Origin of the sequence: Pseudomonas sp. NS1(2017) (assembly GCF_002269425.1) — a bacterium.
Lineage (GTDB): Bacteria > Pseudomonadota > Gammaproteobacteria > Pseudomonadales > Pseudomonadaceae > Aquipseudomonas > Aquipseudomonas reactans.
On record NZ_CP022960.1, the window covers coordinates 4967162 to 4990333 of the forward strand.

Sequence of the window (23172 nt, forward strand, 5' to 3'; positions counted from 1 at the left end):
AAATTCGCGAAAAAAGGAATTTATTCCACCTGTTATAAATCTGGAGTGACCTCGATGTCGGCTGCACCTCCCTCCCCTCAGGTCATGCCTGAAGAAACCGTCAACGGTCAACGCGGCAAGGCCCGTCGCATCCTGCTGACAGTGGCCGGCGTCGCCGTGCTGCTTGGCGTGTCATGGGCCGCTTGGTGGTGGATCACCGGGCGTTTTATCGAGACCACCGACGACGCCTACCTGCAAGCCGACAGCATCAGCGTTGCGCCCAAGATCAACGGCTACGTAGCCGAGGTGCTGGTGAGCGACAACCAGAACGTCAAGCGCGGCGATGTGCTGGTACGCCTGGATGCGCGCAAATACCAGGCGGTGAGTGATGAAGCGTCGGCCACCATCGCCGCGCGCAATGCCGACTTCGCCAAGGCCCAGGCCGATCTGGTGCAACAGGACTCGACCATCGCCGAAGCCCGCGCTCAATTGCAGGGCGCCGAAGCCGATGCGCGACACGCCCAGACCGAAGTGGCCCGTTACGCCCCGCTGGCCCGCTCCGGTGCAGAACCCGAGGAGCGCCTGGCCCAATTGAACAACCAACTGGCACAAGCCCGCAGCACCGTGGCAGCCAAACAGGCCGCGCTGCGCTCCAGCCAGACCCGCTACGGCACGCTGCAGGCCCAGCTCAAGCAAGCCCAGGCGCAACTGGGCGTGGCCAAGGCCAGCGAAGCACAAAGCCAGCTGGACGTGGACGACGCCGTGATCCGCAGCCCGCTCGATGGTCGCGTGGCCGACCGTGGGGTGCGCGTGGGCCAGTACGTGCAACCCGGCACCCGGTTGCTGACGGTGGTGCCGATCAGCGCGATCTACCTGACGGCCAACTACAAGGAAACCCAGATCGGCGCCATGCGCCCCGGCCAGACCGTTACTGTGCACGTGGACGCACTGCCCGGCCGCGACCTGCAAGGCCACATCGACAGTCTGGCCCCCGGCACCGGCGCGCAGTTCGCTTTGCTGCCACCGTCGAACGCCACGGGTAACTTCACCAAGATCGTACAGCGCGTGCCGGTGCGCATTGCTCTGGACGTGCCGGACGACCTGCGCGCCGCGCTGATGCCCGGCTTGTCGGCCACCGTGGAAGTCGACACGCGCACCCACGGCGCGGACGCCAACCATGGCTGAGGCGATCATGCCCGCGGTGGCTGCCGAGAAACCGCGCAACGCCTCGCTGACCGACTGGATCGCCGTCGCCGCCGGGGCATTGGGCGCGTTGCTCGCCACCCTCGACGTTTCGATCACCAACTCGGCCTTGCCGCAGATCCAGGGCCAGATCGGCGCTACCGGCACTGAAGGTACCTGGATCGCCACCGGCTACCTGATGTCGGAGATCGTCATGATCCCCCTCGCCGCCTGGCTGACACGGGTGTTCGGCCTGCGCCGGTTCCTGATCGGCACGGCGCTGATGTTCACCCTGTTTTCGATGTTCTGCGGCCTGTCCACCAGCCTCGGCGCGATGATTGCCGGGCGCATCGGCCAGGGCTTTGCCGGCGGTGCGATGATCCCCACGGCGCAGACCATTGTGCGCACGCGCCTGCCACCGCATCAACTGGCCATCGGCACCACGCTGTTCGGCATGACCGTGATCCTCGGCCCGTTGCTCGGCCCGGTGATCGGCGGCTGGTTGACGGAAAACATCAATTGGCGCTGGTGCTTCTTTCTCAACCTGCCCATCAGTATCGCCTTGATCACCCTGCTGATCACCGGTTTGCCCAGTGAGCGCATGAACCTGCAACGTTTTATCAGCGCTGACTGGCTGGGCATCCTGGGCCTGGCGATGGGCTTGAGCTCACTCACCGTGGTGCTTGAAGAAGGCCAGCGTGAGCACTGGTTCGATTCGCTGCTGATCATATGGCTGAGCATCGCCACGGTGACCGGATTTTTCCTGATTGCCGTGGGGCAATTCCGTTCGAGTACGCCGATCCTGCGCCTGCCACTGGTGCTCAATAAGAGCTTTGGCAGTGTGCTGCTGATTGGTACGGCCGTGGGCGCGGGGCTGTATGGCACGGCGTACCTGGTGCCGCAGTTCCTCGGCATTCTGTCCGGCTACAACGCGCAACAGTCCGGCGCGATCATGTTGCTGTCGGGCATTCCCGCGTTCCTGCTGATGCCGATCCTGCCGAGGATGCTCGGTCGCTATGACTTGCGTTGGATGGTCGGCGCCGGGCTGTTGCTGTACTGGGCCAGTTGTTTCGTTGACACCCAACTGACTGCCGACAGCGTCGGGCATGACTTCATCTGGTCGCAACTGCTACGCGGCTTCGGGCAGATCCTGGTGATGATGCCCCTCAGCCAATTGTCCATGCGTTCGGTCGAGACCAAGGACGCGGGGGATGCGGCCGGGCTCTACAACATGTCACGCAACCTCGGCGGCACCATCGGCCTCGCGTTGCTCGGCGTTTTGATGGACCGACGCAGCCACTTCCATGACGACAGGCTGCGTGAAGGCATCCTGGCCAACAGCCAACTCGCCCAGGACCACATGGCCAGCAACACCGCCAGCTACCTCGCGCAAACCGGCGATGCCTCCAGCGCCCCGTTGCAGGCGATGGCCCAGTTGGCCAACGACATCGCGCGCCAAGCCTCGGTCATGGCCTACAACGACTCTTTCTATGTACTGGGACTCGCCATGCTGGCGTGCCTGCCCCTGATCTTCCTTCTCAAAAAGCGCACGGTACAGCCATGATTGCTCGCTCCCTTCCCCTGCTCCTGACCGTTGGCCTACTGTCCGCCTGCACCGTGGGTCCGGATTACCCAGGCGCGCCGGATGCCGCGCCGAAAACCCTGGCCGCTGGGCGGTTACCTCACGCCGACAACCAAGCACCCAGCGCGCCGACTGTGGCGCAGTGGTGGCGAACGCTGAATGACGCGCAGCTCAATGAACTGATAGACATGGCGCTGAAAAACAGCCCCGACATCGCCACCGCCCAAGCGCGCTTGAAACAATCCCGCGCCAGCCTCAGTGGTGCCCGCGCCGACGCCATGCCCAAGGTCACCGGCGACGCTGCGATGCTGAAACTGCGCTCGCCCGACACCTCCGCACTGGGTAGCAGCGGCGGTAGCGGCCGTGGCCCGCTGACGCTTTACCTCGCCGGTTTCGATGCCAGCTGGGAAGCCGACCTGTTCGGCGGCACCCGGCGTGCAGTCGAAGCGGCGCAGGCGGAAGCCGACGCGGCCCAAGCTCAACTGGCCGACGCCCAAGTACAACTGGCGGCCGAAGTGGTCCAGGCCTACACCGACCTGCGCGACCAGCAAGCACGGCTGGCCCTGGTCGAAGCCAGCGTCGACATCGAAAACCAGGCCCTCGACCTGACCCAGCAGCGCCGCAGCCGTGGCGTGGCCTCACAACTGCAACTCGAACAAGTCCTCACCCAGGCAGAAAACACCCAGGCCCAACGCCTGCCGTTGCAAGCCGCCATCGTTGAATCCCTGGACCAGCTCGATTTGCTCTGCGGCCTGGAACCCGGCGAACTCGAAGAACGCCTCGCCACCGCCCAGGCCCTGCCCGCCATCCCCGGCGTGGTGCCGGTAGCAGACCCCGCTGCCCTCCTCAAGGCCCGCCCCGACATCCGCGTGGCCGAACGCAAACTGGCCTCCAGCAACGCCCAGATTGGCGAAAAAACCGCTGACTGGTTTCCAAAGCTCAGCCTGATGGGCGACCTGTCATTCTCTGCCGGCGACCCAGGCCACCTCGCCCGCAAAGACAACGGCAGTTGGCTGATCCTGCCGCGCCTGACCTGGAACGCGCTGGACTTCGGTCGCGTGGCCGCCAGCGTCAAAGGCGCCGAAGCGGGCCGCGACGAAGCGCTCGCGCAGTACAAAAGTGTGGTGCTGAGCGCGCTGCGTGATGCCGATGTCGCCCTGGCTCGGTACGGCCACCAGCGCCAGAACGTTGTGCTGCTGCGCAGTGTGGAATCTTCGGCCGTGCGTGCGGCCGACCTGACCCGCCAACGTTATCGTGCAGGCACGGCCAGCACGCTCGATTGGCTGGATGCGGAGCGCACGCGGTACCAGGCGCAGGAAAGTCGGATCTCAGGGGATGCGGAACTACTCAAGGATTTCGCTTCGCTGCACAAGGCATTGGGGCTGGGCTGGACCTTGTGACACACTTCCTCGCACAGCGCCGCCAGACACGAGGGAACCATGCTCCGTATTCATCAAGCGACCCCAGCCGACCTTAACGCCCTGCGCGACGTTGGCTGCACCACCTATCGAGAACACTTTGCTCACATTTGGTCGCCTGTCGGATTGCAGGCGTTCCTTGATCGGGACTTTTCCCACAACGCCTTGCGCCAATCACTCGAAACATCCGACAGCCCTCTATGGCTGCTCGCGTCAGATGACAACGCGCAAGTCGTCGGCCTGGCAAAGGTCAACTGGTCGGCGCCGGCGCCCATAACAGGCGAAGTTGGCGCAGAACTGCGCAAGATCTACTTTCTCAAATCCGCCGCCGGGCGCGGGTATGGCAAGCGAGTTATGCAGTTCATTTGCGACCAGGCTGTAGAGCGTGGCGAGCGCTCGCTGTGGCTGACGGTGCTCAAGTCCAATCCCGATGCACGACGGTTTTATGAGGTGTTTGGGTTCAAGTGGATTGGAGAAATTCCGTTCAAGACGGATCTGGCTGAAATCGGCATGGATGTGATGGGGCTTGAACTGCAGCGGAAGGATGCATGAATGGATGAGTTGATAAAAGGCCTCGACGGGCCCAGGACGGCGCAGCAGGAACTGTTCTACGACCTGGAAGATGCGGCGGCGGTGATTGGGTGGTCGGTGGTGGAGCTGACCGCTTTGGCGGCCAGCGGCAAGGCGCCGGATGAGGCGGTGGCGCTGATGAAGATTTGCGCGTTGCTGGCGGCGCAGCAGGAGAAATTGCGGGCGTATGCAGGTGAGGTCAAAGACCAGCGGATCGTCAGGTCTCAGGTCCTATAAGCCCGACGCAGCGGTCGGGCTCATTGAATTACAAATGTTCAGTTGTCGGGATGCTCGCTCGCCACTGAATCAGCGGCGTCTACATCGGACATGTCCTCTTCAAGAGGCGCGTCATCGTCCGGCGGCAACGGAACACCCTCCTCATCGCGCTTCGGATCGTGCCCTGTCTCATTGTCGGTGCCGCGGGTTACATCCTGCTGAGAAATATTCCCAGGGGCATTTTCATTGATTTCCATGCTGGCTCTCCGTTCTTACGCTCGGGATATCGGCGCTTAAACATGGGATCAGGCAGTGGTCAGCGAGTGCGATGTACTGGACGAACGGCAGAAAGCCTTGCGCAATGGCAAGGCGTTTCAGAGTCAATTCCTAACGCGCCAGACTTCCAAAACTTTTTCAAAACCAATAAAAAACCCCGTAGACGTTAATCTACGGGGTTTCTAAGAGTGGAGGCCGAGGTCGGAATCGAACCGGCGTAGGCGGATTTGAAATCCACAATAATAACGTCTGTTATCAAATACTTACATCTAAATAAATTCCGCACCACCAGCGCCTCATAATCGCTAGAACCCGCCAAATCTGCGGCATCTAAATTCAATTGCGGAATGGATTTGCGGCCATTCCTGACCAAGACTTGGTACCTATTCATACCAGACAGACGGCATAGAAATCGCTGATGACCTGTGAATATTACGAGGTGCGATGCCGTTTACAGGGGAGCATACTCAATTTGGGCAGTCCGAGGTCGCTCACTCAAAAATGGATTAGTTCCAGATCTGCTATTGCGAGGTGGGCCATGAGCACGTACGTAAGACTTATTGAAAGAACCTATTCTGTTGTTGATGAAGTGGTAGAAGCCGAAAGCTGTCCGGATGGATTTTTCTCCTGTCAGCCTGGCGCTAAACCTGTGGTGGGGATGTATGCAGTATTTAGCCCCCAGGCAAAAACCGCTATGACCAGAAGTGCGGATTCAGCCTATGTTATGGCCCCTAATAAACCTATGTGCGTTGAGACGTTTGCGGACTACCCTCCACTTGGTCGGCTTGCAACTCGATGAGAAACGTCAATGTTAGGCGTCCCAACTGAGTTGGGACACCTATTGAGGACGCATAAGTTCATCGGACTGAATCGTAGCTGCGCTCGCAAACCAGTCCCGCTATTCGGGCGCGATCATAAGCAGCCGCCAACTCTCCCGCTCTTTTGTCAGCCCGCTGGAGCAGGTCGGAGAGCACCATTGCGGCGCGGGTGGCTGACGCGCCTCGCTGGGTAACTCCGGAATCGCCGCAGGCAGTGGCGGCAAGCGTGGTGGCGTCTGCATACAGCCGGTCACCAGCAGCATCAGCAACGCCAGCATCCACAGCTGCAGCCTTGTTCTGTTCTCGCGCATTGCTTGCCTCCTTATTCACGGTCGCCTGGCGGCGCTGTTCTTCTTTGCGGGCATCTTCGCCAGCCTTGGTGATGGCAAGCGCTTGGGCTTCTCCGAGTTCTGCCAGTTGGCTGCTGTAACGCAAGTCCTGCACCTGCCAGGCCGCGCCGACGCTCACGGCCATGGCAAGCAGGATCAGCGCCAGCTTCTGCACAGGCGTCATACCAGCGCCCGCCGCACACCTTCAGCCAGCACCGAGTCGGGGTAGGCATACCCGGCGTTCTCATGATGAATGATCGCCTTGACGAAACCAGCCATCACCGCTGGCCGGGTCAGGTCAACCTCAGCACCTGGCCGGGTGCCGGCGTTCGCCTCCACCGCGCGCACATAGGCAGCGGTATCGCTCTCTACCGCCGGAGCCCAACGGCTGATGATCGCCTTCACCGTATTCAGTCCGTGCTTACGCTGGTAGGTCAGCAGCAGCTTACCCAGGGCGCGGATGCCGTTCTCCGGTGTATCGAACCGCGCGAAGCGCTTCTCGATGGCCAGGTCTGGCTTGAGCTGCCCCTGCCATTGATTGGCTGGCTTGTAGTCAATGTTGCCGGGGTTTCGGTTGCGTACCCCACGGGTTTCGGTGATCGGCATACTTTTCTCCAGGCGAAAAAAAACCGCTCAAGGCGGCTGGCGGGTTAGCGTTTTTTACTGCGGCTCAGGTGGCCAGGTGATTTGGGCGGGGAACCCTTCTTGGTCTGGTACTCGGTTAACGGCGATCCGGTACTGCTTCCATTTTTTTAGCATCGCCACTTCTGCTGGCGTAGCTACTTCAAGGTCAACAGCATCCTGTAGTGGAGCAACCCGCGTTGCTGCGACTCCAATCAGCCTGTCTCGCTGCAGAAGCGCGCCGTTCAGCACCTGTTCTGGTGTTTGCCCTGGGGCCGGCACAGTGATCGGCCTGCCATTCTTGTCACTGGATAAAACCGATGGCGTTGTGGCTAACTTGTTTTGAATCTCTTGGTGTTCTTTGGGGGTGACATCCACAAGTTCAGACTCGGGAGGCAACAAGCAATCAGGGTTTGGGACTTCGATCATCGGTGGGGTGACCGAGATGTCCGGAACCTTGATCTCCGGATGCTCAGCATCTGGATCGGGCATTTCAACGGTCGGCGCAACCGCATCCATATCAGGAATTAAAACCGTCTCTGGAATATCAACCACCCCTTCCTGCCAGTCCGGGTTCGGCGCCTCAATAAGCGGACGATTCCACCCAGGAACTTGCACTTTGATCAAGGGCGGGCTCCAATCCGGATCTAGGACAGGGATCATAGGACGGACCCATTTGGGATCAGGCACAGTAATCATCCGAGCACCATGAAAATCATCACGGTAAAAAATGTTCGACTTTGCACTATAGAAAAATTTCAATTTTTATCTCCCGCGAGCGGTGATGGTTGCCGTCAATGATGCCGGCTGAACAGATTGGTTAGCCTCATCAACTTGCAACCTACATCCGTTGACGGTGCCCATAGATGCATAAGCTGTTGTTATATGGCGAACAGTTGCATCAGCACTTCTTAGAACTATAGACACAACACCATGAAAGGCATTGGGAAATGCAAACGGCCATGTCACATCTATGGTCGCGCCACCTGCTGGTATGTCGCCAACTAAAACTTCTTTATATTGAAGAATTTCGCCAGTATCCGCATTTTTACTGAACGAGTTAGCAGTGAAGGTTGCTGTATTCTTCGGGATTGCCGCTACCGTGTTAGCAACGAACTCACAACTAGCAATGTACTTACCTGTGTATCCTGTACCTTGCGTGTTGACTAGAGTGTTGCTGAAGATTGTTGGTACGTACAATTCTGTTGCAATCGCCAAACGACCATCTGGCGTATACCGCATAGAGTTGGTTATATTTCCGGAGGCATCGGAATGCCCCCAAAAAAAATCCACCTGTACTACCGCCACCTCTATTGTTAATGAATTGGTAAGTTCCGGAACCGGCAGCCCCCCAACCTTAATAGCCGCCAATTACGTTGTATCCGCCAGCCTCCGCAGCTATACGAGTGCCATTGAATGAAGGGTAATAAGGCCCTCCAGTAACAGGCATCGCATCCACCGCTAGCGGATCCAAAAGCACGAAGTCAACACCGTCATAAGAAACGTCAGATGTCAGCCCTGCACTAATATTCGCTGCGACCTTAGCTCCCGAAGGGCTGTACTGCTTAAGATTTTTCGCGCCTAGCCCAGAAACGTTCAATGTCGGATTTGCACCACCCGCACTACCACCACGACGCGTCCAATCCGCGCTGAGCGCATTCATCGATGACCTGCAAGAGCGTCGTGCGCTTAACGGCATAAAAACATCGAGGCTGATCACCAACACGTCGGGCTTACGGATGAGCCAGCAGATGCTGCGCAACCGCTGGGATGAGGCCCGCGAAAAAGCCGCCATCAAAGCTGGCGCCGATGGCGACGCAGCCTTGGCCATACTGATCCGCCAGTTCCAGTTCAAGGACATCCGGCCTAAAGCCGCCAGTGAGATCGAGTTAGCACATGCGAGCCGCTTGCTTGGCCACAGCACCGAAGAAATGACCAAAAAGGTCTATCGCCGAGTTGGCGAGATTGTAAAACCAACAAAATGAAGATACTCCCGGTAGTCCTTGCACTACCGAGAGTTGACCATGCAAAGCCTAGTAAGCGTAAGCGAGCCAGAACAGACCCCACATTAGATCTGGCCGTGTTTTCGATGTAAATCTAATAGCACCGGCACAAAATCGTCTAATGCATCTGCATGAATAACGAACCCCAGGTTCATCATAATATTTACAACCGGGACACTATCGACGCCAGACGTAAATAGAGAAGGTATCGGTTTCGAAACAAGCTTTCCTTCCGCCGTGTAGGTAGGGCCACCCCACAATGTCCCAAGGAGCCTTATCCGCGTACCCGTATTTAGTTCCCCATTATCCCCCCTATAAAGACCATCTTCATATAGAAATACGGGTGAACCACTTGACCCAGGGAAACATGCGCAATCTATGACAAAATATCGCTCACCATTCCATCGAGTCAGGCAGTTTGTTGCGCTCAGCCCCCTGCGAACTATAGGTTTATTATTAAGCGAGTCCCAAATTCCGTTAGGGTACCCGACCATTATCACCTCTTCTATAGGGCGGATGTGTGGAATCTCGCTTTCGCTTAAACGCCAATTTTTAGTTAAGAAGAAATTCTTCGGAGTCAAATGGTCATCGATTTTATTTAGGACGTGCCCCATTTGAATTATGCACAGATCCACATCAGCATCGGGGTGCATCAGTACAGAATCCGATGCGCCGATTTCGAAAACGTGCCGCTCCTGCCAATCGACCGATCCGTCGCTCGCTACTTCCGCATCTTTCCTAACCAAATCCAAAGTAATTCTTAATACCTTCGCCCCAACAACAACATGCTTATTAGTTACAATAACTGGAGTCTGATTAATAAATCCTGGCTCATTACATGGTGTTTCTATGCTATAAAAATATCCTGTGCCGCGACTTAAGCCGCTATCACTTTGTGCTTCAATGCGCACAGTACATAGAGTTGCGGCGGTTACAATATTTACGGGCATGCATGCACTCCTTGCTCACTAAAAAACGTAGTAGATGAACATAATCATCGTGGAAATCTACCATTTTTTGTCTGGTTTAGCCCAACCGAGCAAATATGAAATGACATCAAAAAAACGTTCGATTCAGTGTTGATGGATAAGGGGTTGCGGAAACGATCCCAAATTGCAGGCAATAAAAAACCCCGTAGACCATTGATCTACGGGGTTTTCAAGAGTGGAGGCCGAGGTCGGAATCGAACCGGCGTAGGCGGATTTGCAATCCGCTGCATAACCATTTTGCTACTCGGCCTCAAACGATCAATGTCCTGGCTGCTGACACTCACCGCATAAAAACTTGAGTGGGCTATAAAACCCTGCCTCTACTCTAACTCATTGAATACATTGAAGTTTTTAATGCTTCGTTGCGTTCGATGGGCGCCATTATGTACGTATTTGCCAAAGCGTGCAACCCCTTGATTTCAAAAATATTTCGTATTGGCGTCAAGGGGTTGCGCACCTGCCCTACTCCTTGATGCGCAGATGTTGATAGTGCGGGTCGGCCTTGATTTGCGCTTCGGTGAAGGGCAACGGGCTGAGCTTTTTCTGGGAGAAGGCTTGGGTCTGGTCCTTGGCGTGCTTGGACGCTGGATTGCTGGACTCGGAGAACGCGAGTACGCCTTGGGCGTGGGGCCCCTCTTCGTCGAAGGTGACGATTTGCAGGTAGCTGGTGCCGCTGACTACTTCGCGCTTGCCGTCGGCGCGGGGTACGGTTTGCATGGCATTGTAGATCCCCAGTTCTTGCGGGCCGCCGTGGATCGGGGTTTGGCCGGAGACTTGGAGGTCGCCCCAGGTGCTGTTGGCGGTGAGGCCGAGTTTGGCGACGTCGGCGGTGGACGCCAGCATGGCGTCGCGCAGGGCTTTGGCGACATCGGAGCGATCGATGGCCAGGCCACGTGGCGTGGTGAGGGGTTGCGCCGGGTCGAAGGCGACGCGCGAAGCGTCGGGGATTTGCTGCAGGTGTTGCACCAGGTTGATGAAATGCACCAAGCCGATGCCGCTGTCGAGGTTGGCGCGCTGGTCCCAGTTTTTAAGGTCGGTGCACAGGGGTTGCAGCGCAGTGGCGTCGGCGCCGAGGTGTTTGGCGCAGAATGCGAGCAGGTCGGGCATGACTTGGCTTGCCAGGTACACCTCGTTGTCCATCACCATGTTTTGCAGGTCGGTGACGCTGATCGGTTTGCCCAGCGATTGCAGGCGTTGCAGGGCAAAGCGCGCACGCGGGCCAAGGCCGATGTGGTCCTGGCTGATGACCGGGGAGAAACCGGTGAGCGGTGCCTTGGGGTTGGCCAGCCAGGCCGAGTCGTTGGAGTGCTGCACGTAGTCAGTGCGTTGCAGTTGCGGCAGTTGATCGGCCGCGAAGATGCCGGCCTGGGCTGCACGCGGGTCGACGTCCCAGGCGCAGGCGCTGTGGGCACCGTCGAGCATGATCATCTGCAGGCCGGCACGGGGGTCACTGCATTGCGCGAGTTTGGCCGCGCTGACGTTGGGCACCACCGACTGGTTCATATACAGGCTCTGGCCCTGGTCATCGGCGGCCAGTGTGTTGACCCACGGGATACCTTGCAGGGTGTGCACCGAGCTTTTCAGTTGATCGAGGCTGCCCGCGCGGTTCATCGCGTACCACTGTTGCAGCACGCGGTCGTTGCCCAGGTTGGCGTCACGCAGGCTGAAGGCGTAGCGGTTGTCCCAGTCGAGCTTGCCCGGCCATTGCACCACCGGGCCGAATTGCGAGCTATACACGGTGTGCGACTGGCCCTTGAGGCTGCCATCGGCTTGTTTGACCTGCACCGTCACCGTGGTTTTATCCAGGGCGACGGATTTGCCATCGAGCAGATAGCGCGTGGAATCCTTCGGGTCCAGGGTCAGACGGTACAGGGTGAAGTGCTTGGACGTGTCCACGGTGTGGGTCCACGCCACATGCTGGTTGAAGCCGATATTGATCACCGGCAGACCAGGCAAAGCCGCGCCCATGACATCCAGTTGACCGGGGATGGTCAGGTGCATTTCATAAAAACGCATGCCGCCGACCCACGGGAAATGCGGGTTGGCCAGCAGCATGCCGCGTCCGTTGAACGAGCGATCGCGGCCCACCGCTACGGCGTTGCTGCCACGCTCAAAGGCAAAGCGCTGCTGATTAGCAGCGGCCAACTCAAAGGCTTTCGAGTCGGTCGCTACACTGGCTGTGGCTTGGGGCGGAGTCGCACCGACCAGGGCTTCAGCGAATTGGCCGACACCGCCTTCCACCAATAGCCTACGGGTCAGCTTGACCAAGTCTTCAGCCACCAATGGTCGCACCCACGCCGCCTGGCACTGCGCCGGAGCGCCCTGCTCTTTCAGGTAACGATTGTAGCCGGCCACGTAACCTTCGATACGCTGCTGGATCTGCGGGCTCTGCGCTTTCCAGAACGCGCCGACCGATTCCGGCGTATTCAGCCACGTGAAAAACACATCACTGGCCAGGTTGTTACGCTCTTCCAGGGTCGCCTGCTCGGGACCGAAGAACTTGGCGCGCTCGCCATTCACCGTGACCACTTCATTGGCCAGCAAGCACAGATTGTCCTGGGCGTAGGCGTAGCCGATGCCGAAGCCCAGGCCACGCTCATTGTTGGCGCGGATGTGCGGCACGCCGTAACTGGTACGACGGATATCCGCCGACGCTTGCGTCACCTGTTCCCGCGCCGAAGCGGTCAGGCTCAACCCCAGCAACACGCCCGCTACACATACCCTGGACAACCCATTGGAAATAATCACGCAGACTCCACCGTCAGATTTAACCGCCTCAGCAGGGGCAATAACCCCACCGTAAGAACGCAAATCACCGGGAATAATTTAGCGCGAGGGCCCGTTTATTTAAGGCGGCGCGGATGTGACAAAACCGATACCGACGAAATTTCTACATCCGGGACTTCATGATTTCGCTCGCTCGTTCGTCTTATTAACCAAGAGCGCTCATTTTTTCCTGATCAGGCTCTGATAAGGAGTTTTTGCATGTACAACCCGCAAGTGCCCACGGATGGACATTCACCGGCTGCCGAGGCCAGTTTCGGCAACGGCACACAAGCGTTCGGCAAAGCACCCGAACAGCAAGGCAACCAGCGTATACGCCACCTGCTCAAGTGTTTTGGCTTGCGCACCAGCCTGATCCGGCTGAAGGTCATCGACGCCCTGCTCACCGCCGCCGACAACCAGCGCACCCTCGGGGTACGCGGTGTGCATAGCCATTTGCTGGAACTGGGCATCCCGCTCTCGTTTCTCAGCGTGCGCGAGGTGCTCAAGCGCCTGTGCAGCGAGGGCGTGATCACCCTCAATGCGGATAAAAGCTACAGCCTCCATGAAGAGGCTGCCAAGGTGCTCGAAGGTCGCGCTTGATCGCCCTTAGAGCTTGACCTTGCGGCGCATGATGCCGTTGATCACGACCACAACCACGGCGACGGCAATGGCGATGGTCTGGAATGTCTTCTCACTGATAACCCCGGTGTTCTGCAAATAGGACAGGCCAAACATCGTCGCCAATACGCCCAGGGCAATCAGAATCGAATATTTCAAACGCTGCTTTTGTGTCATGACGGGTTCCTGAAACTGATAAATGCAACTGCGGTGTATCGCCGAACCTGCCCCGCACTGATTCAGTGAACGGAATGGACGGACGTCGGAAGCGCTCTATGTTACAGGGGATTAAATTCTTTGGCTTGCCCTACGCCAGATCGATCCTGCCGCCCGAGGAATACTTACCGTATTCGCAATCCTGACGATGTTTCCGTCCAACATTGAATACTTTGCTCATATTTAGAGGGTTTCCCGAAAGGAACTGCTGCCTCTGATTCGTACACCCAACAGCGCGCTTATCCTGCGCTCCAGTGTGCATTTCGGAGAGGTAAAATTAATTGATTTCTTTCAATAGCCAGCAGCCCCTCGCGTACGTCCCGCCGTCCCCTATCCTGAGCAACACCGAGCAACTTCTGGAGCCTCAGCCAACATCCGACTCACCATCGGAGCCTGAAGTCGCGCTTGCGAACGGCCGGCAAGCGCTGAAAACTTCCCTGGCGGACCGAAGCGACTTGCAGATGCTGTCCCAAGCACTTCGGGCCGCTTTTGACAAACTCCCTGAGGACGCCGGGCCCGCAGACGTGGTTGCCGCCCTGAAGGAAAACCGCGTGGAAATCGGTCCTCACTCCTCGTTTCGCCGCGATCAGAACCTGATGCAGCCCAGCGTCAGTCTTGAAGCGTTCATTCAGTCCAAGGGCACTTACATGCCAACTACGGCGGTAGAATTGCGGGACTTGGCTGACGCATTGATCGACCACACACTGGCGCACCCCTTGGGTAACTTCGCTGGCGCGTTGTCGTGGGCCCACCCCCTTAGCGAAGCAAACCAGCGCAAGGTGTTCGACATCGTTGCTAGCAACAGCGCCGATCTGCTTGGTTTGCCGCTGATAAACCCGCGCTGGGGCGCGTTGGACTACCTGGCCGATGCGGTGCGACTGTCGACAACCGACATGCAAGACCCAGCAAAAGCCTTAGAGATACTGCTCGACTCGAACAGGTCGCAGGCGCTTGGCGAAGCGATCCAGCGCACTCTCGGAAGTATTCCCACGGACCGTAGCGCCAACGATGGTATTTTGGCGGCCATCCATCTGGGCCTTGATCCCGAGTCCATTGAACAGCCGCGCAGAAATACCGTGGCGGGTTTCAATCTCGCGGCCGACCGTCATTGGGGTACATCACCGGCCAGTGTGATCGATGAACTGGCCAAGCACCTGAGCGAACAAGGCAAGACCTCCCCCGCTACGGCCGAACTCGGAGCCAGGTTGTTGCTGGCACAGGTGGCGCCGCAGTACCTGGTCAAGGATATTCCCGCCACCGTGGTGTACGGCAGCCAGGCGTGGGCCAATCTGTGTATCGCCGTCGCTGCGATCGAAGCACAGACACCCGGCAAAGCCATGCAGATGGATTTTGCTGAAGTCATGCGCAGCGCCGACGACACAGAGCCCGCTGGCGAATCGGCGCAAAAGGCTGCGTTGATAGACTGGGGCGTAGTCAACGGCTTTCTTTATGCCAAAGACGATACGGACTACAACAATGCGGAAATTGAATATACCCGCGAGGCTTTCAACACTCAACAATCCGAGCTAAGCGACGCCTCCAGGCTGCAAGGCACGACACTGCCAAGTCGCAAACAGATGGCGCTCGACCTGCTGAAGGCAACGTTCGGTGATGGCGACTACTTTGAAGATCGGGTGCTGCGCATAAACTACCAAACTGGCGACGCCAGAACCCCACGCTACAGTGATGCCTACTCGATGCTGGATATCGCCATGCAGGGGCTGAAAATCGATGCCGCCGATTGGCAAGTCATTCCCGCGCATAAAAACATCAACCTGGACACGCTCGCGTCGTTCACCCAAAGCACTGCGTTCAATATTCCAGAGACCTTCGACACGGCATTCAACCAGGCATTGGACAACATCAAACAGGTAAAAAAGTATGCCTTCATCAGTGCGCTCGATCGCCTGCCCCTGGCTGATCGGACACAGCTGAATTATGGAAAACTCACGTTTTACAAAGAAAACGATTACCGAATCAGTTTGATCCCGACAGTCAAGGACGAACTCTTTCACACAAGCCCGAAGATCCTGATACACAGCGAATACCAGGGCAAAACCCAAACCTATGAGTTCAACAGCACAACCGGCACCCTTTACCAGGTCGACCAAAGCAGGGTCCATCGGCCAAACCAATACGTTTCAAATGAAGTCAATAAAGTCGAAGTCCTTTCCATCGGAGGTTACAGGGACAGCGCCGGTGCAGAAGAAAAGGCCCCGTCGTACCCTACGTTTAACACCTTCCAAAGTCAGCGATCGCACTATATAGCTGCCGTCATCAACAGAGCGCTGGGGTTTGATGACCCTGCCGTAAAGCAGTATGCGGCGGGTAGCACACCGTCCGAGGCACGACGCGCATGGCTCAGCTCAACGGCCGATACCTTGCTCAACCTCATCCCCCTCAAATCAGCCATCACGAACTTTCGTAACGGCCAATACAAAGACGGTGCGATTGACCTGGCGTTTGATGTGTTCGGCTTTGTGACGGCTGGGATTGGCCTTACCGCCAAAGTGGGTAAAGCCGTGACGGGGGCAGGTTCGACCCTGGGCAAACTGGCGCAGGGCGGCAAAATCCTTGGTGTCACCACCTTCAATGCCTTCAACCCCTTGAGTGGCACCGGGGACTTGGCGGTGGGCGCCGGCAGGCTTGTGACCAGTACTGTCAACGCCGGTGCGCAAGGCATTCGCAAACTGCGTGGCACGGCCGGCAACCTTGATCTGATTACGGCCAGCCAATACTACGAGGCAGCGGCAACCGGGATCTTCGACGTAGGTGCGCACCGGGTGGAAGGCAGTGCGGTACGCCAGCAGGGCAAATGGTACGCCTTCGATTCAAATACGATGCAGCCGTACGGTCCCGCGCTCGACACGTTTACCCCGACCCATACGCTGATGCCTCCATCGCCCACCCTCAAACACCCGGTGCGGTCTTCCCGCGATCATCGTTTCAACCCGATAAGCCAAAAGTCGCGCCCACCACGCGACCCACTGCCTGCGGGAGAACCGGTCGAGCAGATCCGCAAAACAGACCACCTGCCCAGCACAGAATACCTGGGCAGTATCCGCGGGAACCCCAGCCATGCGCATTTCACTCCCAGCCGGAAGCAGGCAACCCGTGAAAAATTCACCCAGGACATGCGCGACTTTTACACCCGCGCGGCCGCCGGAGCTCAACCCGCCCGCCCCACGCTCCCGGACATTCCTACGCCGAAAAAAACCAACGATGTAATCGCTGATGCTTTTGACACAGCACCCGGCCTGGTATTTGGAGAGTCCCACTCCAACCTGGCCGCGTTTCGCACCCTCTATGACAACGTCGACCTGTTTGTTCAAAACAAAGTGAAAAAGCTGTTCGTTGAAGGCGTCGTATATGACAAAGACATGCGCTTGATAGATGATGGCATGGGCAGGGTTGGGCTCCACCACCGGCCACCTGGTCAGCGTCCGACGCTGAAGGAGCTGTTCAAAAAGTTCGAAGACCACGGGATTGAAATCGTGCCGCTTGACCACGGCTATCTGACCCGGCACAACGACGAACGCCACCTGTTCGGCGCCATCAAAACGCATGAACAAGCAGTGCAGCGGCTCGAAGAGTTCAACTACTACGCCACACGCACCATTGAGCAGCACGCGGGCGGGGATAAGTGGGTCGCTCTGGTTGGGCGCCATCATGTCAATACGACCCAGAACGTGCCCGGCCTTGCCGAATTGACGGGCAGCACCGGGATCGCAGTCTATGAAAGGTCGGGGCGCAGCACCTACGGCATCCGGTCGGCAGACGAACGGCCCGGGCCTTCTGGGACTCTCACCCCTTTGGATGACTTGACCGGTGACCTTCAGATTTTCGCCGGTGAAACATGGCCCGCGTGACAACCACGAGAACACTGACACCCGGCAGACAGCACGGAGCCTAACGCAGCAAACCCGTGCCTGGCTTGGCGCAGAGTTCGACCAACCAATCCACAAATACCCGTACGCGTTGGGACAGTTGTCGGTGCGGCGGGTACAGCGCCGTCAAGGCCATTGTCGGCACGGCAAAATGGGGCAGTACTTCCACCAGGGTGCCTTGGACCAGTCGCTGCCTCGCGTGATAGTACGGGACCTGGATCAACCCGTAGCCCGCTTCGCAAGCGCAGAAGTAGCCGTCGGCGCTGTTGACCGCGACCACCTTTGGCAGGTTGAGCGTACGCAACTGGGAGGCAAGTAGAAACTCCAGGCCAAACCGTTTGCCGCTGGCAGCCGAGACGTATTCGACCATCTGATGGTGGGCTAAGTCGTCGAGTGTGTCGGGCACCCCCATACGGTCGAGGTAAGCGGGACTGGCCAGGGTGATTTGATCCATCATCGCCAGCGGCCGCGCCACCAGAGAATCGTCCAGCGCCAGGCCACCGCGCAGCACACAATCGACGCCTTCACGGATCAGGTCAACGGGTCGGTCATTCAAGCCGATTTCCAACTCAATCTGCGGATACAGGGCAGTGAACGTGGGCAGTGCGGGTATCACCAGAAACCGGCCAATACCCGCCGGCATATCAATGCTCAACGTGCCACGTGGGCTCTGCCGGCTGGCGGAAAACACCGCTTCAGTTTCCTCAAGGTCCGACAGCAATTGCACACAGCGCTGGTAATACGCGGCGCCATCCAGCGTCGGGCTGACCTGCCGCGTGGTGCGTTGCAACAGTTGCACACCCAGGTGCGCCTCCAATTGCTTGATCAGCACCGTCACCGAGGCCCGGGGCAGTTGCAGGCTGTCGGCGGCCTTGGCAAAGCCCCGCAGTTCGACGATCCGGGTGAACACGCGCATCGCGTTGAAACGGTCCAAGCGCCGGCTCCTTGAGCTGATTATTTAGAAATACCGAATAGTGTTAGTGCTTTTAGCCGGTTTATCCCGATTTTGTCGAGCGTGACAATGCAGGCCTTCCCAACCAGGAGCTGACCCCATGCACACCCGTCCACTCGGTACCAACGGTCCCCTCGTCTCCGCCATCGGCCTCGGCTGCATGGGCATGAGCGATTTCTACACGCCCGGCAGCGACACCCGGGAAGCCACCGCGACGCTGCACCGCGCGCTGGAACTCGGTGTCAACTTTCTGGATACCGCCGACATCTACGGCCCGCACACCAATGAAGCACTGATCGGCAAAGCCATTGCCGGCAAACGAGACCAGGTGTTCCTGGCCAGCAAATTCGGCATCGTGCGCGACCCGGCCAACCCGGCGCTGCGTGGCGTCAACGGTCGCCCCGAGTACATCCGCAAGGCGATTGACGGCACGCTGCAACGCCTCGGCGTCGACACTCTGGACCTGTACTACCAGCACCGCATCGACCCGGATGTCGCCATCGAAGAAACCGTCGGCGCCATGGCCGAGTTGGTGCAACAGGGCAAGGTGCGTTACCTGGGCCTGAGCGAAGCGTCCGCCGCCACCCTGGAGCGTGCCCACAAGGTGCATCCGATCAGCGCCCTGCAAAGCGAATATTCGCTATGGAGCCGTGATCAGGAACACAACGGCTGCCTTGCCGCCTGCCAGCGCCTCGGCATTGCCTTTGTGCCTTATAGCCCGCTGGGGCGTGGTTTCCTCACCGGCGCCCTGCAAAGCCCGGATGATTTCAGTGCCGATGATTACCGTCGCTTCAGCCCGCGCTTCCAGGGGGAGAACTTCGGAAAAAACCTGGAACTGGTCAAGCAAGTGCAAGCACTGGCCGCCGACAAAGGCGTGAGCGCCGGGCAACTCGCACTGGCCTGGGTGTTGGCGCAAGGTGACTTCATCATTCCAATTCCCGGCACCAAGCAGCGCAAGTACCTGGAAGAGAACGTGGCCGCCCTTGCGATCCGCCTCAGCCCGGCAGAACTGGCGGCGCTGGAAGCGATCTTCCCCGCCGAGGCAACCGCCGGTCTGCGCTACCCGGAAGCAGTGATGGCAATGCTGGATATCTGAACCCAGGAGCGCCCTTAACGGGTGCTGCTTTTTCTTGCACGATCGTACCTAAAGCTCCTCCTCGCCAAGCCGATAGCCCGTTGAAGCTCTAACAAAGCCGCGTCGGTCATAAACGCTTCGTAAGGACGACCCCATGCCCCCACTGCGCTCCATCCAAGCCCGCTATACCCTGTTCCTCGTGCTGTTCGTCCTGGTGCTATTTGTGTTGACCGTCGTGGGTATCGGCCAGTTGGTCGCACCCACGCTGCGTCACACCGAAGAACAGGTGGTACTCAACCGCATCGCCGAGGTGGCGGAACAGATCCAGGGCGAGCTGAACAAGGTTCAGTCCCAGCAACGCAGCATCACCCAGACCGTTCCGTTGCTCGACAGCGATGCCATCGACAAGGTCCTGCCTGGCCTGGTCGACCAGTACGGCGAGCTGAAAGTCTTCGGTGGCGGGATCTGGCCGCTGCCCAACCAGCGCACACCGGGGCGCAACAAGCACAGCACGTTCTGGCACCGCGATGCCTCGGGCAAATTGGCTGTGAATACCTTCTGGAACAGTGACCCTGCGCCCAACTATTACGACCAGAGCTGGTACAAAGGCGGCCTGGCCTCCCCGCGTGGCCAGTGCGCCTGGGCGGCCGCTTATAAGGACGACGCCAGCCAGGAGCCACGCACCAATTGCGCCATGGCGATCCAGCGCGACGGCGTGCCGTACGGCGTCGCCACCATCGACGTGACCCTGGGCTTCTTCAACGACCTGGTGGCCAGCAAAGAAAAAGACATCGGCGGGCAAATGCTGATCGTCGAGGGCGATGGCAAGATCATCAGCAACAGTTCGCGCATCAGCGGCCCGGTGGTGTTGAAAAACATCAGCGAACTCACCGGCACCTCGGCGTTTGCCGCCCAGGTCAGCAAGGCCCTGGCAAACCGGGACCAGGCGCTGCAGCGTAGCGAGTTCGACAATCAGGGCGTGGCCAGTACCTTTTATATGCGCCCGATCGGTGGCACGCCGTGGTTCCTCGCCACCGCCCTGCCCACCTCGCTGATCACTGCACAACGCGATGACGTACTCGGCACCCTGGCGCTATTGCAGATTCCCATGGTGTTGCTGCTGGTGCTGCTCGCGGTGTATGCGATCCGCCAACTGGTGCAGCGCATGAAATCGCTCAAAGCCAATATCGACGCACTGTCTGCCGGCGATGCCGACCTGACACGACGCATCACCATCCGTGCCGAGGACGAACTGGGCGCCATTGGCCATTCAGTGAACCGTTTTATCGTCTACCTGCAGAACATGATCGGTGAAGTGACCCAGGCCACCGGCGCCATGTCGTCGAGCCTTGAGCAACTGCAACGGACCTCGGCGCACACCAACCAGATCCTGGTGCGACATGCCTCCGAGACAGATCAGACGGTCACCGCCATCACCGAAATGAGTTCCACCGCCGACACCGTCGCGCAAAACGCCGCTGAAACTGCCGCGTTCACCCAGCGCGCCAATGAGCATGCCGACCGCTCCCGAGTGGTGGTGGGTGAGGCATCCACCAGCGTCAGCGCCTTGATCGGCGAAGTGTCCAGCGCCACCCACAGCGTGGAAAACATGCGCCAGGACGCCGCACGCATCACTGAAACCCTCGGCGTCATTGGCGCGATTGCCGGCCAAACCAACCTGCTCGCCCTCAACGCGGCGATTGAAGCCGCGCGTGCCGGCGAGCAAGGCCGGGGCTTTGCGGTGGTGGCCGATGAAGTGCGTGCGCTGGCGGCACGCACCCAGGCCAGCACCTCGCAGATCAACGACATGCTCACGCGCTTGACCGCTGGCGTCAGTTCCTCGGTGGCCGCCATGGAAAACACCCAAGCCAGTTGCCAGTCGGCGGCGGATGCCACGGCACGGGTAAACACTGGCCTGGATGAAATGGCCGGTTCGGTCAGCCATATCAACAACCTCAGCACCCAGATCGCCACGGCGGCCGAGCAGCAGAGCGCGGTGACCGAGGAGATCAACCGCAGCATGGTGCAGATCCGACAAATGGTCGAAGAGCTGGTGCAGAGCGGCCATGCTACCGAAACCAATACCCAAAGCCTGCTGGACGCGAATGGACGGGTGATCGCGTTGATGGGTCGATTCAAAGTGCGCTGATAAACGGCTGAAACACTCCCGTGCAATGTGCGGGAGTGGGACTATTCTGACAGCTCCTAGTCGCAACACAGGAGGTGTGCCATGCGAGCTGCCGAGCAGTCGGTCCGGTTGGAGCGGATCAGTCAGGAACGCTTTATCCGAGCCCCCATTGAGGCCGTCTACGACTATGTGACCCAACCGGATCGCTGGCACGAATGGCATCCCACGTCCCTCAGTGCCGATACCGGCACCACCGGTCCACTGCCTGCCGGCGCACGTTTTACCGAGTTCATCGACTTGCTGGGGGTGCGCGTGCCCATGAGTTACCGCGTGCAGATCGCCCGGCGCCCCGGCGAATTTAAGACGGTGTTCACCTCCCTGGCGGTTGATGGCTCCATTCACTACTTCCTGCTGCCCCATCAGGGCGGCACGCTGTTCAAGCGGGTGCTGACCTACGAGACCGAGCTGCAACTGGCGACCCTGCATGAACGCATGATCGAGTTGTCGACCATTGCCCTGGACCAGCTCAAACACCGCTTGGAAAACCCACCCTTCGTATAATTTGGAAACATTCCCAACCGGTAGGAGCTGGCTTGCCTGCGATGACAGCGTCATGATCGCCGCCATCCCAACGGCCCTCTCCTACACGCGAGTTCCTATGAAAAACACATTGCGCCTGGCCCTGCTGTCAGCCCTGTTCACCACCACCTTGGCCCAGGCCGCCGACCTGATCCCCATCGACGTGCACCGCGACGCCAACTGTGGTTGCTGCAAAAAGTGGATCAGCCATCTGGAAAGCAATGGTTTCAAGGTCAATGACCATGTCGAGGCCGACATGAGCGCCGTCAAACAACGCCTGGGCGTGGCGCCGCGCCTGGGCTCGTGTCACACCGCCGTGATCGACGGCAAGTTTGTCGAAGGCCACGTGCCCGCCGAACAAGTGCTGGCCCTGCGTAAACGCGATGACCTGCTGGGCCTCGCCGCGCCGGGCATGCCCATGGGCTCACCGGGCATGGAAGTCGAAGGCCGCAGCGAGGCCTATCAAGTCATCGGCCTGACCCGAGACGGCAAAGACGTGGTAGTGGCGCAATACCCGGCGCAATGATCGCCGGCTACCTAGGATTATTCTTCGCAGCCTTTGGCGCCGCGACGCTGCTGCCACTGCAATCCGAAGCCGTGCTGGTGGGCCTGTTGCTCAGCGGGCATTACAGCCTGTGGCTGCTGCTGGGCGTTGCCACGCTGGGCAATGTGCTGGGCTCGGTGGTGAACTGGTGGCTGGGGCGTTGGGTCGAGCACTTCAAGGAGCGACGCTGGTTTCCCGTCAGTGACAAGCAATTGGACAAGGCTCGTTACCATTACCAGCGCTGGGGCCATTGGACGTTGTTGCTCAGTTGGGTACCGATCATTGGTGACCCGCTGACCTTGGTCGCCGGGGTGATGCGCGAGCCGTTGTGGCGATTTCTGCTGCTGGTGACCCTGGCCAAAAGCCTGCGTTATGCCGTGCTCGCTGCCGTGACCTTGCACTGGGTGTTAATCCCCAGTTAATC

The 23172-nt window shown here is 58.9% G+C and carries 23 protein-coding genes and 1 tRNA gene; 13 read left to right on the forward strand and 11 right to left on the reverse strand.

The features are described from left to right. The first annotated feature begins 54 nt into the window (after positions 1-54). From CI807_RS23170 to CI807_RS23190, 5 genes are read left to right on the forward strand one after another with little or no spacing between them, the layout of a single operon-like run. Complete coding sequence (locus CI807_RS23170; protein ID WP_095016383.1) at positions 55-1164, forward strand: HlyD family secretion protein; 1110 nt, start codon at positions 55-57, stop codon at positions 1162-1164. Then, entirely contained in the window at positions 1157-2725 is a 1569-nt protein-coding gene (locus CI807_RS23175; RefSeq protein ID WP_095016384.1) for a DHA2 family efflux MFS transporter permease subunit, read from the forward strand. Before CI807_RS23170 ends, CI807_RS23175 begins: the two co-directional genes overlap by 8 nt. Next, a complete protein-coding gene (locus CI807_RS23180) occupies positions 2722-4143 on the forward strand; it encodes an efflux transporter outer membrane subunit (protein ID WP_095016385.1) in 1422 nt (473 codons plus the stop codon). Before CI807_RS23175 ends, CI807_RS23180 begins: the two co-directional genes overlap by 4 nt. Before the next feature lie 39 nt (positions 4144-4182). After that, positions 4183-4713, forward strand: coding sequence for a GNAT family N-acetyltransferase (locus CI807_RS23185; RefSeq protein WP_095016386.1), 531 nt, complete (start codon positions 4183-4185; stop codon positions 4711-4713). Next, on the forward strand, positions 4714-4968 hold the full coding sequence (locus CI807_RS23190; RefSeq protein WP_095016387.1) for a hypothetical protein: 255 nt from the start codon (positions 4714-4716) through the stop codon (positions 4966-4968). It abuts the gene before it with no gap. A 38-nt stretch (positions 4969-5006) separates the two neighbouring features. Here CI807_RS23190 and CI807_RS23195 read toward each other — a convergent pair whose 3' ends face one another. The 6 genes from CI807_RS23195 to CI807_RS31505 all read right to left on the reverse strand — a co-directional run bounded on the left by CI807_RS23195 (position 5007) and on the right by CI807_RS31505 (position 8654). After that, entirely contained in the window at positions 5007-5204 is a 198-nt protein-coding gene (locus tag CI807_RS23195) for a hypothetical protein (protein ID WP_028616273.1), read from the reverse strand. Positions 5205-6080: 876 nt separating this feature from the next. Further along, a complete protein-coding gene (locus tag CI807_RS23200) occupies positions 6081-6554 on the reverse strand; it encodes a DUF2514 family protein (RefSeq protein ID WP_095016388.1) in 474 nt (157 codons plus the stop codon). Then, entirely contained in the window at positions 6551-6976 is a 426-nt protein-coding gene (locus CI807_RS23205) for a structural protein (protein WP_095016389.1), read from the reverse strand. The genes CI807_RS23200 and CI807_RS23205 overlap by 4 nt, the downstream gene beginning before the upstream one ends. A 54-nt stretch (positions 6977-7030) precedes the next feature. Continuing rightward, complete coding sequence (locus CI807_RS31895; RefSeq protein WP_256578598.1) at positions 7031-7753, reverse strand: tail fiber assembly protein; 723 nt, start codon at positions 7751-7753, stop codon at positions 7031-7033. Between the two features lie 3 nt (positions 7754-7756). Continuing rightward, complete coding sequence (locus CI807_RS31360; protein ID WP_157742075.1) at positions 7757-8362, reverse strand: hypothetical protein; 606 nt, start codon at positions 8360-8362, stop codon at positions 7757-7759. Beyond that, positions 8349-8654, reverse strand: a complete 306-nt coding sequence (locus CI807_RS31505) for a hypothetical protein (protein ID WP_177409598.1) — start codon at positions 8652-8654, stop codon at positions 8349-8351. The genes CI807_RS31360 and CI807_RS31505 overlap by 14 nt, the downstream gene beginning before the upstream one ends. A gap of 76 nt (positions 8655-8730) precedes the next feature. Between CI807_RS31505 and CI807_RS23215 the strand changes: the two genes are divergently transcribed. Continuing rightward, complete coding sequence (locus CI807_RS23215; RefSeq protein ID WP_095016390.1) at positions 8731-8976, forward strand: integrase; 246 nt, start codon at positions 8731-8733, stop codon at positions 8974-8976. Between the two features lie 83 nt (positions 8977-9059). On the opposite strand, the gene CI807_RS23220 is transcribed toward CI807_RS23215, so the two are convergent. The 3 genes from CI807_RS23220 to CI807_RS23230 form a co-directional block, all read right to left on the reverse strand. Then, entirely contained in the window at positions 9060-9944 is an 885-nt protein-coding gene (locus tag CI807_RS23220; protein WP_095016391.1) for a serine protease, read from the reverse strand. Positions 9945-10159: 215 nt separating this feature from the next. Continuing rightward, positions 10160-10233, reverse strand: a tRNA-Cys gene (locus CI807_RS23225). Positions 10234-10445: 212 nt separating this feature from the next. Further along, on the reverse strand, positions 10446-12731 hold the full coding sequence (locus CI807_RS23230) for an acylase (protein ID WP_095016392.1): 2286 nt from the start codon (positions 12729-12731) through the stop codon (positions 10446-10448). Positions 12732-12968: 237 nt separating this feature from the next. Between CI807_RS23230 and CI807_RS23235 the strand changes: the two genes are divergently transcribed. Next, positions 12969-13349: a fe2+ zn2+ uptake regulation protein gene (locus tag CI807_RS23235; protein WP_016978056.1), complete on the forward strand. Its 381-nt coding sequence runs from the start codon at positions 12969-12971 to the stop codon at positions 13347-13349. 6 nt (positions 13350-13355) lie between these two features. On the opposite strand, the gene CI807_RS23240 is transcribed toward CI807_RS23235, so the two are convergent. Further along, the gene (locus CI807_RS23240) at positions 13356-13544 is read right to left on the reverse strand and encodes a hypothetical protein (RefSeq protein WP_095016393.1); all 189 of its coding nucleotides are present in this window, start codon (positions 13542-13544) and stop codon (positions 13356-13358) included. Between the two features lie 494 nt (positions 13545-14038). Between CI807_RS23240 and CI807_RS23245 the strand changes: the two genes are divergently transcribed. Further along, positions 14039-17452, forward strand: a complete 3414-nt coding sequence (locus CI807_RS23245) for a membrane-targeted effector domain-containing toxin (RefSeq protein ID WP_157742076.1) — start codon at positions 14039-14041, stop codon at positions 17450-17452. A 40-nt stretch (positions 17453-17492) separates the two neighbouring features. Here the strand turns inward: CI807_RS23245 and CI807_RS23250 are convergent, their stop codons facing one another. Beyond that, positions 17493-18404 carry a LysR family transcriptional regulator gene (locus CI807_RS23250; protein ID WP_095016395.1) on the reverse strand — a complete coding sequence of 304 codons (912 nt, stop codon included), beginning with the start codon at positions 18402-18404 and terminating at the stop codon, positions 17493-17495. Between the two features lie 118 nt (positions 18405-18522). Between CI807_RS23250 and CI807_RS23255 the strand changes: the two genes are divergently transcribed. The 5 genes from CI807_RS23255 to CI807_RS23275 all read left to right on the forward strand — a co-directional run bounded on the left by CI807_RS23255 (position 18523) and on the right by CI807_RS23275 (position 23170). Next, the gene (locus tag CI807_RS23255) at positions 18523-19518 is read left to right on the forward strand and encodes an aldo/keto reductase (protein ID WP_095016396.1); all 996 of its coding nucleotides are present in this window, start codon (positions 18523-18525) and stop codon (positions 19516-19518) included. A gap of 133 nt (positions 19519-19651) precedes the next feature. Beyond that, positions 19652-21646 carry a methyl-accepting chemotaxis protein gene (locus CI807_RS23260; RefSeq protein WP_095016397.1) on the forward strand — a complete coding sequence of 665 codons (1995 nt, stop codon included), beginning with the start codon at positions 19652-19654 and terminating at the stop codon, positions 21644-21646. Positions 21647-21727: 81 nt separating this feature from the next. Continuing rightward, a complete protein-coding gene (locus CI807_RS23265; RefSeq protein WP_095016398.1) occupies positions 21728-22186 on the forward strand; it encodes an SRPBCC family protein in 459 nt (152 codons plus the stop codon). 97 nt (positions 22187-22283) lie between these two features. Continuing rightward, the gene (locus tag CI807_RS23270) at positions 22284-22730 is read left to right on the forward strand and encodes a DUF411 domain-containing protein (protein ID WP_095016399.1); all 447 of its coding nucleotides are present in this window, start codon (positions 22284-22286) and stop codon (positions 22728-22730) included. Continuing rightward, positions 22727-23170, forward strand: a complete 444-nt coding sequence (locus tag CI807_RS23275) for a YqaA family protein (RefSeq protein WP_095016400.1) — start codon at positions 22727-22729, stop codon at positions 23168-23170. Before CI807_RS23270 ends, CI807_RS23275 begins: the two co-directional genes overlap by 4 nt. Positions 23171-23172 lie beyond the last annotated feature (2 nt).